Genomic DNA, 12430 nt, shown 5'->3' with positions numbered 1-12430 from the left:
GATATGAGCACGCTAAAGCCGCTCCAGATCGACGTCGTCTCCGACGTGGTGTGCCCCTGGTGCTATATCGGCAAGCACCGGATCGAGAGCGCGCTGGCGCTGGTGCCCGACGTTCCGGTCAAGCTGCAATTCCGCCCGTTCTTTCTCAATCCCTGGGTGCCGCGCGAAGGCATCAGCCGCGAGGCCTATCTCACCCAGAAGTTCGGCTCGGTCGAGGCTTATAAGGGCATTGCCGGCCGTGTGGTCGCGGCCGCAAGCGAAGAGGGCCTCACTTACAAGCCAGAGCTTGTCGCGCGTCAGCCCAACACGACCGACTGCCACCGCCTGATCCTCTGGGCCGAGACGATCGGCAAGGCACCCGAGATGAAGCAGCGCCTGATGGAGCTGTACTTCCGCGACGGCGGCGACCTCACCGATGTGAGCGTGCTGGTGCAGGCGGCTGCCGATGTCGGCCTCGACGCCGACGACGTGCGCAAGCGTCTTGCCACCGACGAGGACGTCGCGCGCGTTTCGGCGGACGCACAGGAAGCCGCCGAGAAGGGCATCTCCGGCGTGCCGACCTATGTGTTTGCGCAGAAATACGCCGTCTCCGGCGCACAGGATCCCAACATGCTCGCGCGTGCCATCCGTGAGGTCTCGGCGGAGATCAACGCTCAGGCGGCGGAGTAGCTTTCTCTTATTTGCGGAGCAGGCGGACCGCGCGTCGCGCGGTCTCGTGCGCGACGTTGAGGCCGATCAGCGCTCCATGAACAAGCGCCACGATCGGATCGTTCCGCCGCAGCGGGATCAGCACATCGCCGATTGCGAAGCGCCCGCGCCAGATCGGGTTGATCATGGGGTGGTCAGCGCTCGCGGTCGAATCCGCGCTGGCGATGGCGGGATCGGCGCAGAGGTGGCGGGTGAGCTCGAGAGTGAGCTGCACGCCTGGCGAATACTTTGCAAAGCGTTCGTCGATGCCAAGCTTGAAGAAGAAGGCGCGGTCCTGATGACGCAGCACGATGCCGGCGGCCACCGGAATCGTACCGGCGCGCAAGGTTACAATCTCGCACTGCGCGGTCTCTGCCAGCGCCGCTACGGCACGGCGGATGAAGGTCGCATCGCCCGCATGCTGGATCAGCGCGGTGCCGCGCTTGCCTTTCCAGCCGCTGGCCTCGAGCTGCAGGAACGTTTCGAGCGCAGGTCCGATCTCGTCGGGCCGCCGTGCGACGTCGAACGCGACGGCGCCATGCTCTTCGAGACGATGGCGCTGGCGGCGCAGCTCCTTGAGCTTCCTGGCGCCGAGCGCCTCGCGCAACAGCGTCTCGCCATCCTGCGTCGCATCGAGGCTGGCGCGGGTGTAGGAGCTGAGAATTTTCGGCTGCAGGCCGTCGCGATGCAGGGCCTGATTGAGGGCGGTCATCGCCGCCCCGTCGAGCGCGACGTCGTTGAGCACGAGCGCATGGGCTCCGGCTTCGCGCGCCCGCTGCAACAGACGCGTGGCGGCTTCCATCGGAGCGTCGCGGTCGATCAGCGGGCTGCAGAGCGTGCCATAGGGATGCGCGCTCACCAGCGCGGGCAGGGGGATCTTCCATGCGCGCCAGAGCGAGGTCACCGGCATCAGCCCGATCAGCCGGGCCGAGGCTCCGTCGAAAGCGGGAAGCGCCGAGGCATCCGTGCGGCCGCGCGCGGATGCGCTCACGGCGAGCTCCCAGCCCGGCAAATAATATCCATTCGGTTCGACCGCGCGTTGCGCGAGCGCGCGCCATTGGCCGGCTTCGATCGCCGTAAGAGGGACGCGCGCGTGCGACGCGGCGGCATGCTTTGCCGATGCCGGATTGGTCGCAGCCTGGTGCGCGATATCGACCACGTCCCGTCGTCCCCGTTCAGGAGGCCATGTTTAGCGCAAAGATTGGAAAATACAGTTGAGACGCAGCTTCAATTCGAGTGGTAATATTAACGTCTCATTGAGCATGAGGGCGCTCGGTGGCCCGGATGCCCCGATGGATACGCCGGAATTGCTCTCGACCCGGAGGATCATCATGGTTGCCACACCTTTCACGCCGATTGCGTCGCTCCTTGGTGGCGCATTGATCGGTCTCGCCGCCGTGCTCCTGATGTGGACGGCGGGTCGGATCGCCGGAGTCAGCGGTATCGTGGCGCGGCTGTTTCCGCCTTACGAGGATCGGCAATTCGCCGGCCGGCTCGCCTTCGTCGCTGGCCTCGTCATCGCGCCCATCCTGGTGCGCCTAGTCACGGGAAGCCTGCCGGCGCAAACGATCGCGGCGGCAACGCCGCTTCTAATTGTCGCCGGATTGCTCACCGGCTTCGGCGCGGTGTGGGGCAGCGGCTGCACGTCCGGCCATGGCGTCTGCGGCCTGTCGCGGCTGTCGGTGCGCTCGCTGGTCGCGACCATCACCTTCATGGCGACCGGCGTGGCGACGGTTTTCGCGATGCGGCACTGGAGCTGATCGCGATGGCCATTCTCGTTCAATTCGCAATCGGCCTGATCTTCGGCCTCGGCCTCATCGTCTCCGGCATGTCGAACCCGGCAAAGGTGCTGAACTTTCTGGACGTCGGCGGGATCCCGAGAGGGACCTGGGATGCTAGCCTCGCTTTCGTGATGGCCGGCGCGGTCGCGGTGACCTTCGTCGGCTTCAGCCGCGTCTTGAAGCTCGCACGGCCTGTCTTCGCCGACCGCTTCTACATTCCGACGCGAAGAGACATCGACCCCAAGATTATCGCCGGTCCCGCCATCTTCGGAATCGGCTGGGGCCTTGTTGGCTTTTGTCCAGGGCCGGCTTTGACCGCGCTTGGATTCGGTTCGGTCTCCGCGTTCATCTTCGTCGTTGCGATGTGCGCCGGCATGGTGCTCGCCCGCTTCATCGCGCAGCTCACGTCGTCAACGCGCATCGTCGCGCCGACCGATCCGCTCGAAACCTGAGCTCGAAACTTGACATGGAACAGGACCGGGCGAGTTGTCTCGTCCGGTCCTGCCCATTTCAATCTTATTGACTACCAGCGGTCCCCGCCGACACCGACGCCCACGCTGACGCCGGGTGTGCGAATGCCGACGCCGCCGCGCGGACCATCGTCCCAGTCGCGATGGCTGCGGCGCTCGTAATAGCGCTCGCGCGGCATGGTGTTATAGGAATCGCGCACGATCACGCGCTCACCGCCACGGCTGCGGTAGCAATTGCCGGAATCGTCGCAGACGAGCCGGACCTGCTGAACGAGATCGGGGCTGGTGTATTCGCTGGTCGTATAGATGTCGGCGGCCTTCGCGCCGCTCGCTGTGGCCAGGGCCCCGACGCCGGCCAGCAGTGCAATCGTGAATGTCCTCATCGTGTCCTCCTCAGAAACTGCCCTCGGCGGTAACAAGAAGGGGAGGCGGTGATCGTTCCCGGCCGTCATGCTGGTTTTTCCCGGAACCGGATCGCGTGTCGGCGTGATTTGTTCCTAGATCGGCTGGTAGCTTTCCGACCCGCAAATGTCGTCCGCTTCGGCGCGCCGGCGATCGACCACTTTTCCGCCGGTGATGGTCACGATGTAGGTCTGGGCGCCGAGCGCCGAGCCGGTGGCGGAGGTCAGCTGGGCGCGGACGCAGGCTGTCCAGCCTGGTCCCCTCACCTCACGATGGGGCGTGGCGACATGCACCTCGCGGGGATTGGACGTGCTGAGGAAAACGAATTCGATCTGCTCGCGCACGACGCGCTTGACGTCGGGGGGCGATTCGGGCGGCGCCTGCTCGGCTTCTTTGATGCGCATGAACTCCGGCACCGGTGCGCGGCTATCGGCAAAGCCGCACGCACCGAGCGCGAGCACGCCGGCCAGCAGCGCTGCTTGAGCAATAATCCGCAACATCCGTGAAGGTCCCCCGCGGGCCAACAGATAGGCACGAATGCGATCCGACGAAGTCCCGGCCGATCAAGATTTCCTGAAGGCAAGATTCCTGAGGGCCTGGAACCCGCGGTATTTGCTATTCCGGGATTGCAGGCTAGTTTGTGCCCAGACGGTGGGGAGCCAATGAGGATTTTGGTCATAGCGGCCGCGGTGCTGGCGCTGACGGTTGTCTCGGCGCAAGCGCAGATGGGTGGCGGCAGACGCCAGCCTAACGAGGGCGGGCAGAAGGCGGACAACAAGCCAAAGGTCGACGAGAAGGCCTACAAGGCCGCGCTCGAACGCATTCCCGAGTCCAAGGAGAAGTATGATCCGTGGAGCGGGGCGCGTCCGCCTGAACCTGCCAAGAAGCCGAAATAGATGCGGCGGGCGTTGGCGACCCGCCCCTGCTATTTGGCCCCTCTCATCACGCTCCTCCTGTTTTCGTCGCGGCCAGGCATCGCCTGGGAGAGCTGGGGTGGCGATCCCGGCGGCTCGCGCTTCTCGCCATTGCGAGAGATCACGCCCGACAATGTCGGCAACCTGGTTCGGGCCTTCGAATTCCACACGGGCGATCTCGCGGCGCGGCCGCCCGGGGTGATGCGGCGGACCAAATTCCAGGCGACGCCGCTGTTCGTCGAGGACAGCCTGGTCTTCTGCTCGCCTTTCAACGAGGTGATTGCGCTCGATCCCGGCACGGGCGCGCAGAAATGGCGTTACGATCCGAAGATCGCGATCAACCAGCGTCCCGCCAATCGCTACGTCTGCCGCGGCGTCACCTACTGGATCGACGATGAGGCGCCTGTAGATGCCACATGTCGATCGCGCATCTTCATGGGCACGAACGATGTCCGCTTGATCGCGCTCGATGCGAAGACGGGAATCCCCTGCGCCGGCTTCGGCAACAACGGTGAGGTCAGGCCCGTTATCGGCACGAAGCTGGAATGGCCGGGCGAATTCCAGATCACCTCGCCGCCGGCGGTCGGCCGCGGTGTCGTCGTGATCGGATCCGCGATCGGCGACAACCGCCGCGTCGACGCGCCAAGTGGCGTCGTGCGCGCGTTCGACGCGCGCACCGGTCAAATGCGGTGGACATTCGAGCCGCTGAAGCGCGACGGTATCGAAGCCGGTCACGCCAATGTCTGGGCGCCGATGTCGGTCGACGCCGCGCGCGGGTTGGTGTTCCTGCCGACATCCTCTCCATCGCCGGATTTTTGGGGCGGCAAGCGGCCGGGCAACAACGAGCATGCCAATTCGGTGGTCGCGCTGCGCATCGAGACCGGCGAGCTCGTATGGGCATTCCAGACCGTGCACCACGACGTCTGGGATTACGATCTGCCGGCGCAGCCGACGCTCGCGCGCATCGACACTGGAGAAGGTCAGCGCGATGTCGTGATCCAGCCGACCAAGCAGGGCTTTGTCTTCGTGCTCGATCGCGATACCGGCAAGCCGGTGTGGCCGGTCGAGGAGCGCAGCGTTCCGCAGGGGGCCGCGGAAGGTGAACGGCTGTCGCCCACGCAGCCATTCCCGACACATGTGCCGGCACTGACGTCGCAGACGATCTCGGCAGATGATGCGCTCTCGTTCTTGCCCGGCTTGCGCCGGTCTTCTTGCGAACGCCAGTTCGCGGAAGCGCGTAACGAAGGGCTGTTCACACCGCCTTCAACGCAAGGCACGCTGGAATACCCCTTCACCGGCGGCGGCGTGAACTGGGGCAGTGCGGCCTTCGATCCCGTCAACCAGATACTCTATGCCAACACCAGTCGCGCCGTTCATCTGATCAAGCTGATTCCGCGCGCGGAGGCTGCCGGATTCAATCCGCCGCCCGGCCATGATTTTGGCCAGCAGAATGGCGCGCCGTTTGCGATGTCGCGGGCGATGGTGACATCGCCGCTCGGTTTTCTTTGTAACAAGCCGCCCTGGGGCGAGATGGTCGCGGTCGATCTGAAGGCTGGCAAGATCCTCTGGCGTTCGACCGTCGGCACAACCGAGGATCTGGCGCCGCTCGGCGTGCCGCTCCCCTGGGGCGCTCCGCTCCTCAATGGGCTCGCGGTTACCGCAGGCGGGCTCGTCTTCACCGGCGCGATGGACGCCTATTTGCGCGCCTTCGATGCGCGAAGCGGAAACGAGCTGTGGCAAGGCCGGCTGCCGGTGCCCGGCGTCGCCAATCCCATGACCTATCTCTGGAAGGGCGAGCAGTATGTCGCCATCGGCGCCGGCGGCCACTCCGAAGCAGGCACCTCGATCGGCGACAGCGTCGTTTCCTTTCGCCTGGCTCGGCCGGGCGAGGGGCCGTCGCTATGGTCGCGTACCATCGATCGTCCCGGTGGACGATTTTTTGCGGCATCGTCGGCGGTCGCGCTCGCGATCGTCGCGCTCGTGGTCGCAAGCCTGCGCTGGCGCCGCCGGCGTCGTATCGCGCGAACATGACCCAGCATAGCGCGCGCGATGCGAACGTTCATTCACATCATGTGCACTACTGTACGAAAGCGAGGCCGATGCGCCTGTCGCTGCGCCAGACGGTGCGGCAATTCCGCACGAAATTGTCGCGCGCGATCGCGAGCGTGAACGATTGCGGTAATGTGACGGCGGCGTCGAGGTCGATCGCGGCGCCGTTCGCCGACATGTTTCGCACCGTGCACGCGATGCCGTTGTTTTCAAAGGTGATCGTTCCCCCCTTGAAAACACGGTAGCGCTGCGCTGCACGTTTCTCGACCATCGCGTTAATCCATAATGACGTTTGTAAAATAGCGAGTAGAAATTACGTTGAAATAAACTCAATACTGGCGCTACTTGCACTGCGCTTCAGACTTCGTTTACGACGTCGAAGCGGAGGTCACTCCGCCGACTTTCCTCACAAGCCTTTCCTTTATGGCGTTACGCGCCGATGGAGATATTGATGAAGACCACGCTTTCGCTTCTGTTCGCCGCGGCGCTCTCGCTGTCGTCGATGCCCGCGCACGCCACCAAGCTCGATCTTGCGACCATGAGCTGCAAGCAGTTCCTCGAGAGCGGCGACGACACCATCAAGATGGTGCTGACCTGGATGGACGGCTGGTACAAGGGCGACGAAGAGAACGCGATCATCGACACCGACGTGTTCGTCGAGAACGCCAAGCAGTTCGGCAGCTATTGCGGAAAAAATCCGAACGTCAGCATCGTCACTGCGGCCGACGAGGTGCTCGGCAAGTAACTTCTCGTTTGCGACGGCGCGACGCGCGATCGCGTTTCGCCTCGCGGCATAGCTCCATCGAAAGCCGCGGTGCGCCTTGCGCTCACGCGGCTTCTTCTTTTCGACTGATGCTCACCCCGGCAGCATCGCGAACGCGCTCGACACCATCGCCACCGGCTTGTTGTCGGTGGCCGAGAGCAGCGTGACGCGGCCAAAGCTCATGGTGCGTCCGAGTCGCACCACGCGGGCGTCGGCCAGCACGTCCGACGAGGAGACGGCGCGCATGAAATGCGTGGTCTGGTCGACCGTCGTCATCGGACGATAGCCGCGGTTGGCGGCGAGGTTCGCGATCACCATCGCCGTGTCGGCGAGCGCCATCAGCGCCTGGCCACAGACCACGCCGCCGTTGCGGCACAGCCGTTCCGAGAACGGCATGCGCAGGAGCGCTGCCGGCTGCCAGTCCGGCATGTCCGGCGGCGGTACGTGCTCGATGCTCTCGACCGACAGGTTGAGATCCTGGACCCAGGGCGCAAAGACCTCGCCGAGGATGCGTCTGGCGTCGGTGATGCCGAACTCGGCTTCTGGCTGCGATGGCATTGCTGTCGTTCCCTCCGTGTTGCCGGATATTTCGGCTATGTGAGCGGATCGGCGCGGCAAAGTCACCCGGTCAGCCGCGGGTCCTGTCGGCTTGAAAATGCCTGACTTGGCCCGATATGATGGCCCGGAGTGGGTATGGGTGGATGATGTTGCGTCGGTATGTCCTCGTGTTTGGTCTGGTCGCGCTCGGCCTCGCGCTGAACGGGTGCACCAAGTGCGGGCCGATCTGGGACGACTGGCTACAGGCGCCGAAATCGTGCAAATCGGACCGGCTCTAGGGCCGAGCGGTCCCCGCGGTCGCGACCCGGCTGCGACAAGGGCGACAAGGCGCGGGCGATCCGCGCCGCCATGGATGATCAAGGAGTCGATGATGAAGCTTTTCCGTATGGCCGCGGTACTGGCTGTCCTGGCGGTACCGGCCGTGCTGGCGGGACCGGCCTATGCGCAAATGCCCAATCTCAATTTGCTGCAGGAAGGGCCGAGCAAGACCCCCGAGGAGAAGGCCGCGGAAGCCGAGCGTGACAAGGCCTACAAGGAAACGCTGAAGAAGATTCCGGACTCCAAGGCGTCTAACGATCCATGGGGCGGCATGCGCTCCGATCCGCCGAAGCAGCCGGCGGTGCCAAAGGCCTCGGCCGCAACCGGTGCGCCGAAGAAGAAATCCGGCATGACTGCCAATTGACCGTCTGACCGATCGGAGGCGGCTGACGCCTCCGGCCGGGACTCCTGTTCGACCGGCCTGCTTCCTACATCTCGTGAGAGCGTATTGCGAGGAGGCAGGACATGGCCGATCGTCCGCGGGATCTCGCCGAGCGGATGGCGCGCCGGCGCAAGCTGGGCGGCAAGCCCAGCCCGACGGCCGGCGACGGCTATCTGCGCGAGACCTTCACGCTGCCGCGCGCGGCGGCGCGGGAGAGGGCGCAGGCCTTCTTCGCCCGCTACCCCAAGGCTGGCTATATGAGCGCGGTCGAGAACTGGCGCGAGCTGCCCGGCGGCGACATCGAATTCACGATGCGCCGGTTGCCCAGCGCGGATTAGGGCCAGCCCTATTCGAAGGTTTCGGATGTGATGCGGATCCGGAACACGGGCTCCTTGGCCTCGTCCAGCAGCTCCATGTGCCATTCGGAATTTTCCTGGAGCTTGCGGGCGATGCCGGCGGCCATGTCGGCGCAGACGCTGGTCATCTCCTTCCAGGCCAAATCGCGATCGGCAAATTCCGACGCCTGGTCGGCACAGCCGGAATAGCGGCCGTTCCGGATTCGGAAGAAGTAGAGCGGCATGGTTGGCACCGATCGCGCGTGACATCCCCCAGGGAAGGTTATCCCACAAGGCCATCCCCTCAAGGCCATGGGCGCGCGCACTCCAATCCCAAACCATCCTGAGATCAATTCCGGGCGGCTACGGAATACATCCGGGGCGCCCGTGCCCGTGATTCTCCGACCATGAACAAAGTTCCTGGGCCCCGCAGGGGCGCTGCGACGGCATGTGGCTTGCTTGGCCTGATGACGGCCAAACAACATGGGCGCGTCATGCTCGGCATTCCTCGCCGCTACTCTCATTTCGTCTTCGGTGTCATCCAGTCCGGCCTGACCTCGCTGATCGCGGCGGGGATTGCCAGCTTTCCCGCAGGGACCGCGATGGTCTTCCTCACGCACTGGATCGTGTCGTGGCTGATCGCATGGGTCGCAATGCTGCCGATCGTGCTGCTCGCAGCGCCGGCGATCCGCGCCTTCTCGCTGCGGCTGACGCGGGAAGAGGGGGGCTCGCAAACCGGCCGGCCGGCATGAAAAAACCCCGCTTGGGGAGAGCCAAGCGGGGCAGAAGGTTATTGGAGGCTGAGGTGCTGGGCTGCAACACCATAGCCAGATGAGCCTAGCCGGCTCAGCTTACGACAGCCTGACAATGACGCGAATCGGATCCGGCCCGCTGCGTTCGCTCGTGCCCGGCAAACAGAAAACCCCGCGCGGGGAGAGCGGGGTCGTCGTCTGGGTATGGAGGCCCAGACCAGGAGAGCAGGCTTGCGCGCGCCTGACAGTGGCGGCGAAAGTCGAGGCCGCAGACTGGCCCCGCACACGTCCCAATTTCGACATCCGTTCGCACAACTCAGAACACAAGGGCGGGCGAGATTTCGCACCGACGGTGCGGCCATGGGGGAGACGTGGCGCGCCGGCAACGGGGTGGCATCATGGACAACGTAGAGCGGTCATTCGCCGCCGCGACGGCGGCTGGCTTCGTGGTGCTGGTGATCGGCATCGGGTTGCTGGTTCTGCTGTAGGGGTGGTGCAGGCATGCCGTGAGACGGCGGCCGGCCCGATCCAAATTGCGCTCCAGTGGTGGAAGACGCATGCGCGCCTTTCAAAAAACGCGAAAACAACCCCATGCACAGTAGCTCTCTGGAAAATGTTCGCGTTCCATCAATGACTTACCGGTAGTATCGCGATACCACATCGTGCCCGGACTCGCCACCGGGATATGCAAATCTCGATTCCCGTGTCGGTCCCTTGCGATGAACAGGCGGCCGCTCCCGGCGGGCATTGTCTCCGGCGCGGACCGGGCGGCGGGCACCGCCACCGCCTGCCGCGTCCGGCAGCGTGTCCTTTCGTCAGCGCCGAAGCCCGTCCTGTGCGGATTAATGAACCCTGATCGCGTCCAGCGGCAAACGGAGCTCGGCGGCCCGCTCTTCGCGGTCCTTCTTGCGAAACTCGTTTTCCTTGCGCTCGAACTTGATCATCTCTTCCCGCGCGGCCTCCAGCAGGGGATTGCGCCTGGTCGTATCGTGGTGCGTGTCCGTCATGACTGAGGTCCCCGGAGTTGCGGTCCCGTGTCCCGGAAGAAGGCCGCAGACCGCAAAAAGGTTCGGTGCCGCAGGATTACGGAATTCTGACGGCGTGCAGGTCATCGATCTTTGATGTGCGTCAGCTTTGGTCGAGGAGGGACGCCGGAATTACGATGGAACGAAAGAGGCCGCCCACTGAGGCGGCTCTTCCTTCGACTATCGCTTATCAGCTTGCCCGTGATTTGTTCCGCTATCCGGACCAATGTATGTGCCGGTCCGCATACATTGCTTCCAAGCCCCCTCGCACTTGTTTGAGCCCTTAGACAGGCAGATATTTTTGTAGTCTGAGCATGACATCGCTTGAGCAGGATGCGCCGTGACAATCCCGATTGAAGCAGCAATCCACAAAACCAACCACTTGTTCATTACGTCTCCCCCATTCAATCCGGCAGATCATACATACAATCCGAGGGAAATCGCCTCTCTCTCGTATGGGCGAACAATCAGGAAAGCGGAGAGAGTTGCGATAGGAAAAATTGCTCGTTTTCAAAACAGGCCACGGGACCTTTTCAAACTGGGCCGCCAGGGGTCGAAACAGGCCAGCACCCAAATCTGCAAAAGAACATATTGCGAACCTAGAACAAATAGGGTACGTTGTCTTTATCGACGGACCGCCTCGCCAATCGTTTGTCCCTCACGCGAATCCTCGGCATAAGGAGCACGACCCGATGTCCACCACTGCGCTGCGTATCGTCGAAGGATCCTCCATGGACAAGAGTAAAGCCCTGGCCGCCGCGCTCTCTCAGATCGAGAGGCAGTTCGGCAAGGGCTCGGTGATGAAGCTCGGCAAGAACGACCGTTCGATGGATGTCGAGGCGATTTCCTCGGGTTCGCTGGGGCTGGATATTGCGCTTGGGATCGGCGGTCTGCCGAGGGGGCGTGTCGTGGAAATCTACGGACCGGAATCCTCAGGCAAGACCACGCTGGCGCTGCACACGGTGGCGGAAGGGCAGAAGAAGGGCGGTATCTGCGCCTTCATCGACGCCGAGCACGCGCTCGACCCGGTCTATGCGCGCAAGCTGGGCGTTAACATCGACGAGCTTTTGATTTCGCAGCCCGACACCGGCGAGCAGGCGCTGGAAATCTGCGACACGCTGGTGCGCTCGGGTGCGGTGGATGTGCTGGTGATCGATTCGGTTGCGGCGCTGGTACCGAAAGCCGAGCTCGAGGGCGAGATGGGCGATGCGTTGCCGGGTCTGCAGGCCCGCCTGATGAGCCAGGCGCTGCGCAAGCTGACCGCGTCCATCAACAAGTCCAACACCATGGTCATTTTCATCAACCAGATCCGGATGAAGATCGGCGTGATGTACGGTTCGCCGGAAACCACCACCGGCGGCAACGCGCTGAAGTTCTACGCCTCCATCCGTTTGGACATTCGCCGCATCGGCGCGATCAAGGAGCGTGACGAGGTGGTCGGCAACACCACGCGGGTCAAGGTGGTAAAGAACAAGCTGGCGCCGCCTTTCAAGCAGGTCGAGTTCGACATCATGTATGGCGAAGGCGTCTCCAAGATGGGCGAGATCCTCGATCTCGGCGTCAAGGCCGGCATCGTCGAAAAATCCGGCGCATGGTTCTCTTATGACAGCCAGCGTCTTGGCCAGGGCCGCGAGAATTCGAAGGCGTTCCTGAAGGCCAACCCCGACATCACCGCCAAGATCGAGACCTCGATTCGCCAGAACTCCGGCCTGATCGCCGAGCAGATTCTCGCCGGCAGCCCCGAGCGCGATGCCGACGGCGAGGAGCCGGGGGACGAGTAAGCCTAAACGCGGAGAGTTTTTCGCGAGGAGCGGGCGCTGAGGACGTTGAGTTGCCGACGTCGTCAGTGCCCGTTTCGTTTTGCGTTGCCCTAATCAGGTGGTGTGATGAAGCGTCTGATCTTGACCAGTTCGTCCGGAAGCGGGCTCGCCCGATCGAGGTTAGCGGAGCTTGTCATTTCATCTTCGTTTCACTTCGAGTGGGGACCGCTGCCC

Annotated in this window: 17 protein-coding genes; 10 read left to right on the top strand and 7 right to left on the bottom strand. The window is 63.7% G+C overall.

The window, feature by feature from the left end:
- Positions 1–3: 3 nt before the first annotated feature.
- Complete coding sequence (locus ABIB06_RS16675) at positions 4–669, top strand: DsbA family oxidoreductase (RefSeq protein ID WP_354046219.1); 666 nt, start codon at positions 4–6, stop codon at positions 667–669.
- A gap of 7 nt (positions 670–676) precedes the next feature.
- Here ABIB06_RS16675 and ABIB06_RS16670 read toward each other — a convergent pair whose 3' ends face one another.
- Entirely contained in the window at positions 677–1846 is a 1170-nt protein-coding gene (locus ABIB06_RS16670; RefSeq protein WP_354046221.1) for a GNAT family N-acetyltransferase, read from the bottom strand.
- Positions 1847–2018: 172 nt separating this feature from the next.
- Here ABIB06_RS16670 and ABIB06_RS16665 point away from each other — a divergent pair, with 172 nt between their 5' ends.
- Positions 2019–2447, top strand: coding sequence for a YeeE/YedE family protein (locus ABIB06_RS16665; RefSeq protein ID WP_247444434.1), 429 nt, complete (start codon positions 2019–2021; stop codon positions 2445–2447).
- A gap of 5 nt (positions 2448–2452) precedes the next feature.
- Positions 2453–2920: a DUF6691 family protein gene (locus tag ABIB06_RS16660; RefSeq protein ID WP_354046224.1), complete on the top strand. Its 468-nt coding sequence runs from the start codon at positions 2453–2455 to the stop codon at positions 2918–2920.
- Positions 2921–2991: 71 nt separating this feature from the next.
- Here ABIB06_RS16660 and ABIB06_RS16655 read toward each other — a convergent pair whose 3' ends face one another.
- Positions 2992–3321 carry a hypothetical protein gene (locus tag ABIB06_RS16655; RefSeq protein WP_247444436.1) on the bottom strand — a complete coding sequence of 110 codons (330 nt, stop codon included), beginning with the start codon at positions 3319–3321 and terminating at the stop codon, positions 2992–2994.
- Positions 3322–3435: 114 nt separating this feature from the next.
- On the bottom strand, positions 3436–3840 hold the full coding sequence (locus ABIB06_RS16650) for a hypothetical protein (RefSeq protein ID WP_247444437.1): 405 nt from the start codon (positions 3838–3840) through the stop codon (positions 3436–3438).
- 162 nt (positions 3841–4002) lie between these two features.
- Here ABIB06_RS16650 and ABIB06_RS16645 point away from each other — a divergent pair, with 162 nt between their 5' ends.
- A complete protein-coding gene (locus ABIB06_RS16645) occupies positions 4003–4236 on the top strand; it encodes a hypothetical protein (protein WP_247351890.1) in 234 nt (77 codons plus the stop codon).
- The gene (locus ABIB06_RS16640) at positions 4237–6285 is read left to right on the top strand and encodes a pyrroloquinoline quinone-dependent dehydrogenase (RefSeq protein ID WP_354125599.1); all 2049 of its coding nucleotides are present in this window, start codon (positions 4237–4239) and stop codon (positions 6283–6285) included.
- Positions 6286–6331: 46 nt separating this feature from the next.
- Here ABIB06_RS16640 and ABIB06_RS16635 read toward each other — a convergent pair whose 3' ends face one another.
- Complete coding sequence (locus tag ABIB06_RS16635) at positions 6332–6574, bottom strand: PilZ domain-containing protein (protein WP_354046229.1); 243 nt, start codon at positions 6572–6574, stop codon at positions 6332–6334.
- A gap of 180 nt (positions 6575–6754) precedes the next feature.
- Between ABIB06_RS16635 and ABIB06_RS16630 the strand changes: the two genes are divergently transcribed.
- Entirely contained in the window at positions 6755–7048 is a 294-nt protein-coding gene (locus ABIB06_RS16630) for an HdeA/HdeB family chaperone (RefSeq protein ID WP_027567633.1), read from the top strand.
- A 111-nt stretch (positions 7049–7159) separates the two neighbouring features.
- Here ABIB06_RS16630 and ABIB06_RS16625 read toward each other — a convergent pair whose 3' ends face one another.
- Positions 7160–7624, bottom strand: coding sequence for a PaaI family thioesterase (locus ABIB06_RS16625; RefSeq protein WP_247351884.1), 465 nt, complete (start codon positions 7622–7624; stop codon positions 7160–7162).
- 370 nt (positions 7625–7994) lie between these two features.
- Here ABIB06_RS16625 and ABIB06_RS16620 point away from each other — a divergent pair, with 370 nt between their 5' ends.
- Both ABIB06_RS16620 and ABIB06_RS16615 read left to right on the top strand, forming a co-directional pair.
- A complete protein-coding gene (locus tag ABIB06_RS16620) occupies positions 7995–8306 on the top strand; it encodes a hypothetical protein (protein WP_354068878.1) in 312 nt (103 codons plus the stop codon).
- 101 nt (positions 8307–8407) lie between these two features.
- Positions 8408–8662 (top strand): hypothetical protein, encoded by a 255-nt coding sequence (locus ABIB06_RS16615; protein WP_354046233.1) that lies wholly within the window; start codon positions 8408–8410, stop codon positions 8660–8662.
- An 8-nt stretch (positions 8663–8670) separates the two neighbouring features.
- Here ABIB06_RS16615 and ABIB06_RS16610 read toward each other — a convergent pair whose 3' ends face one another.
- Complete coding sequence (locus tag ABIB06_RS16610; protein ID WP_247351877.1) at positions 8671–8904, bottom strand: DUF6894 family protein; 234 nt, start codon at positions 8902–8904, stop codon at positions 8671–8673.
- Positions 8905–9153: 249 nt separating this feature from the next.
- Between ABIB06_RS16610 and ABIB06_RS16605 the strand changes: the two genes are divergently transcribed.
- Positions 9154–9411: a DUF2798 domain-containing protein gene (locus ABIB06_RS16605; RefSeq protein ID WP_354046556.1), complete on the top strand. Its 258-nt coding sequence runs from the start codon at positions 9154–9156 to the stop codon at positions 9409–9411.
- Between the two features lie 842 nt (positions 9412–10253).
- Here the strand turns inward: ABIB06_RS16605 and ABIB06_RS16600 are convergent.
- Positions 10254–10418, bottom strand: a complete 165-nt coding sequence (locus ABIB06_RS16600; RefSeq protein WP_354046235.1) for a hypothetical protein — start codon at positions 10416–10418, stop codon at positions 10254–10256.
- Positions 10419–11128: 710 nt separating this feature from the next.
- Between ABIB06_RS16600 and recA the strand changes: the two genes are divergently transcribed.
- Complete coding sequence (gene recA / locus ABIB06_RS16595) at positions 11129–12217, top strand: recombinase RecA (protein WP_354046558.1); 1089 nt, start codon at positions 11129–11131, stop codon at positions 12215–12217.
- Positions 12218–12430 lie beyond the last annotated feature (213 nt).

It is taken from the genome of Bradyrhizobium sp. LB8.2 (assembly GCF_040548035.1).
GTDB lineage: Bacteria > Pseudomonadota > Alphaproteobacteria > Rhizobiales > Xanthobacteraceae > Bradyrhizobium.
This window is presented reverse-complemented; position numbering and strand designations above follow the sequence as displayed.

What these genes read in the sequence shown, in the direction of transcription:
- ABIB06_RS16675 (WP_354046219.1), top strand. Translation starts at nt 4, where the DNA reads ATGAGCACGCTAAAGCCGCTCCAGATCGACGTCGTCTCCGACGTGGTG.
- ABIB06_RS16665 (WP_247444434.1), top strand. Translation starts at nt 2,019, where the DNA reads ATGGTTGCCACACCTTTCACGCCGATTGCGTCGCTCCTTGGTGGCGCA.
- ABIB06_RS16660 (WP_354046224.1), top strand. Translation starts at nt 2,453, where the DNA reads ATGGCCATTCTCGTTCAATTCGCAATCGGCCTGATCTTCGGCCTCGGC.
- ABIB06_RS16655 (WP_247444436.1), bottom strand. Translation starts at nt 3,321, where the DNA reads ATGAGGACATTCACGATTGCACTGCTGGCCGGCGTCGGGGCCCTGGCC.
- ABIB06_RS16650 (WP_247444437.1), bottom strand. Translation starts at nt 3,840, where the DNA reads ATGTTGCGGATTATTGCTCAAGCAGCGCTGCTGGCCGGCGTGCTCGCG.
- ABIB06_RS16645 (WP_247351890.1), top strand. Translation starts at nt 4,003, where the DNA reads ATGAGGATTTTGGTCATAGCGGCCGCGGTGCTGGCGCTGACGGTTGTC.
- ABIB06_RS16640 (WP_354125599.1), top strand. Translation starts at nt 4,237, where the DNA reads ATGCGGCGGGCGTTGGCGACCCGCCCCTGCTATTTGGCCCCTCTCATC.
- ABIB06_RS16635 (WP_354046229.1), bottom strand. Translation starts at nt 6,574, where the DNA reads ATGGTCGAGAAACGTGCAGCGCAGCGCTACCGTGTTTTCAAGGGGGGA.
- ABIB06_RS16630 (WP_027567633.1), top strand. Translation starts at nt 6,755, where the DNA reads ATGAAGACCACGCTTTCGCTTCTGTTCGCCGCGGCGCTCTCGCTGTCG.
- ABIB06_RS16625 (WP_247351884.1), bottom strand. Translation starts at nt 7,624, where the DNA reads ATGCCATCGCAGCCAGAAGCCGAGTTCGGCATCACCGACGCCAGACGC.
- ABIB06_RS16620 (WP_354068878.1), top strand. Translation starts at nt 7,995, where the DNA reads ATGAAGCTTTTCCGTATGGCCGCGGTACTGGCTGTCCTGGCGGTACCG.
- ABIB06_RS16615 (WP_354046233.1), top strand. Translation starts at nt 8,408, where the DNA reads ATGGCCGATCGTCCGCGGGATCTCGCCGAGCGGATGGCGCGCCGGCGC.
- ABIB06_RS16610 (WP_247351877.1), bottom strand. Translation starts at nt 8,904, where the DNA reads ATGCCGCTCTACTTCTTCCGAATCCGGAACGGCCGCTATTCCGGCTGT.
- ABIB06_RS16605 (WP_354046556.1), top strand. Translation starts at nt 9,154, where the DNA reads ATGCTCGGCATTCCTCGCCGCTACTCTCATTTCGTCTTCGGTGTCATC.
- ABIB06_RS16600 (WP_354046235.1), bottom strand. Translation starts at nt 10,418, where the DNA reads ATGACGGACACGCACCACGATACGACCAGGCGCAATCCCCTGCTGGAG.
- recA (WP_354046558.1), top strand. Translation starts at nt 11,129, where the DNA reads ATGTCCACCACTGCGCTGCGTATCGTCGAAGGATCCTCCATGGACAAG.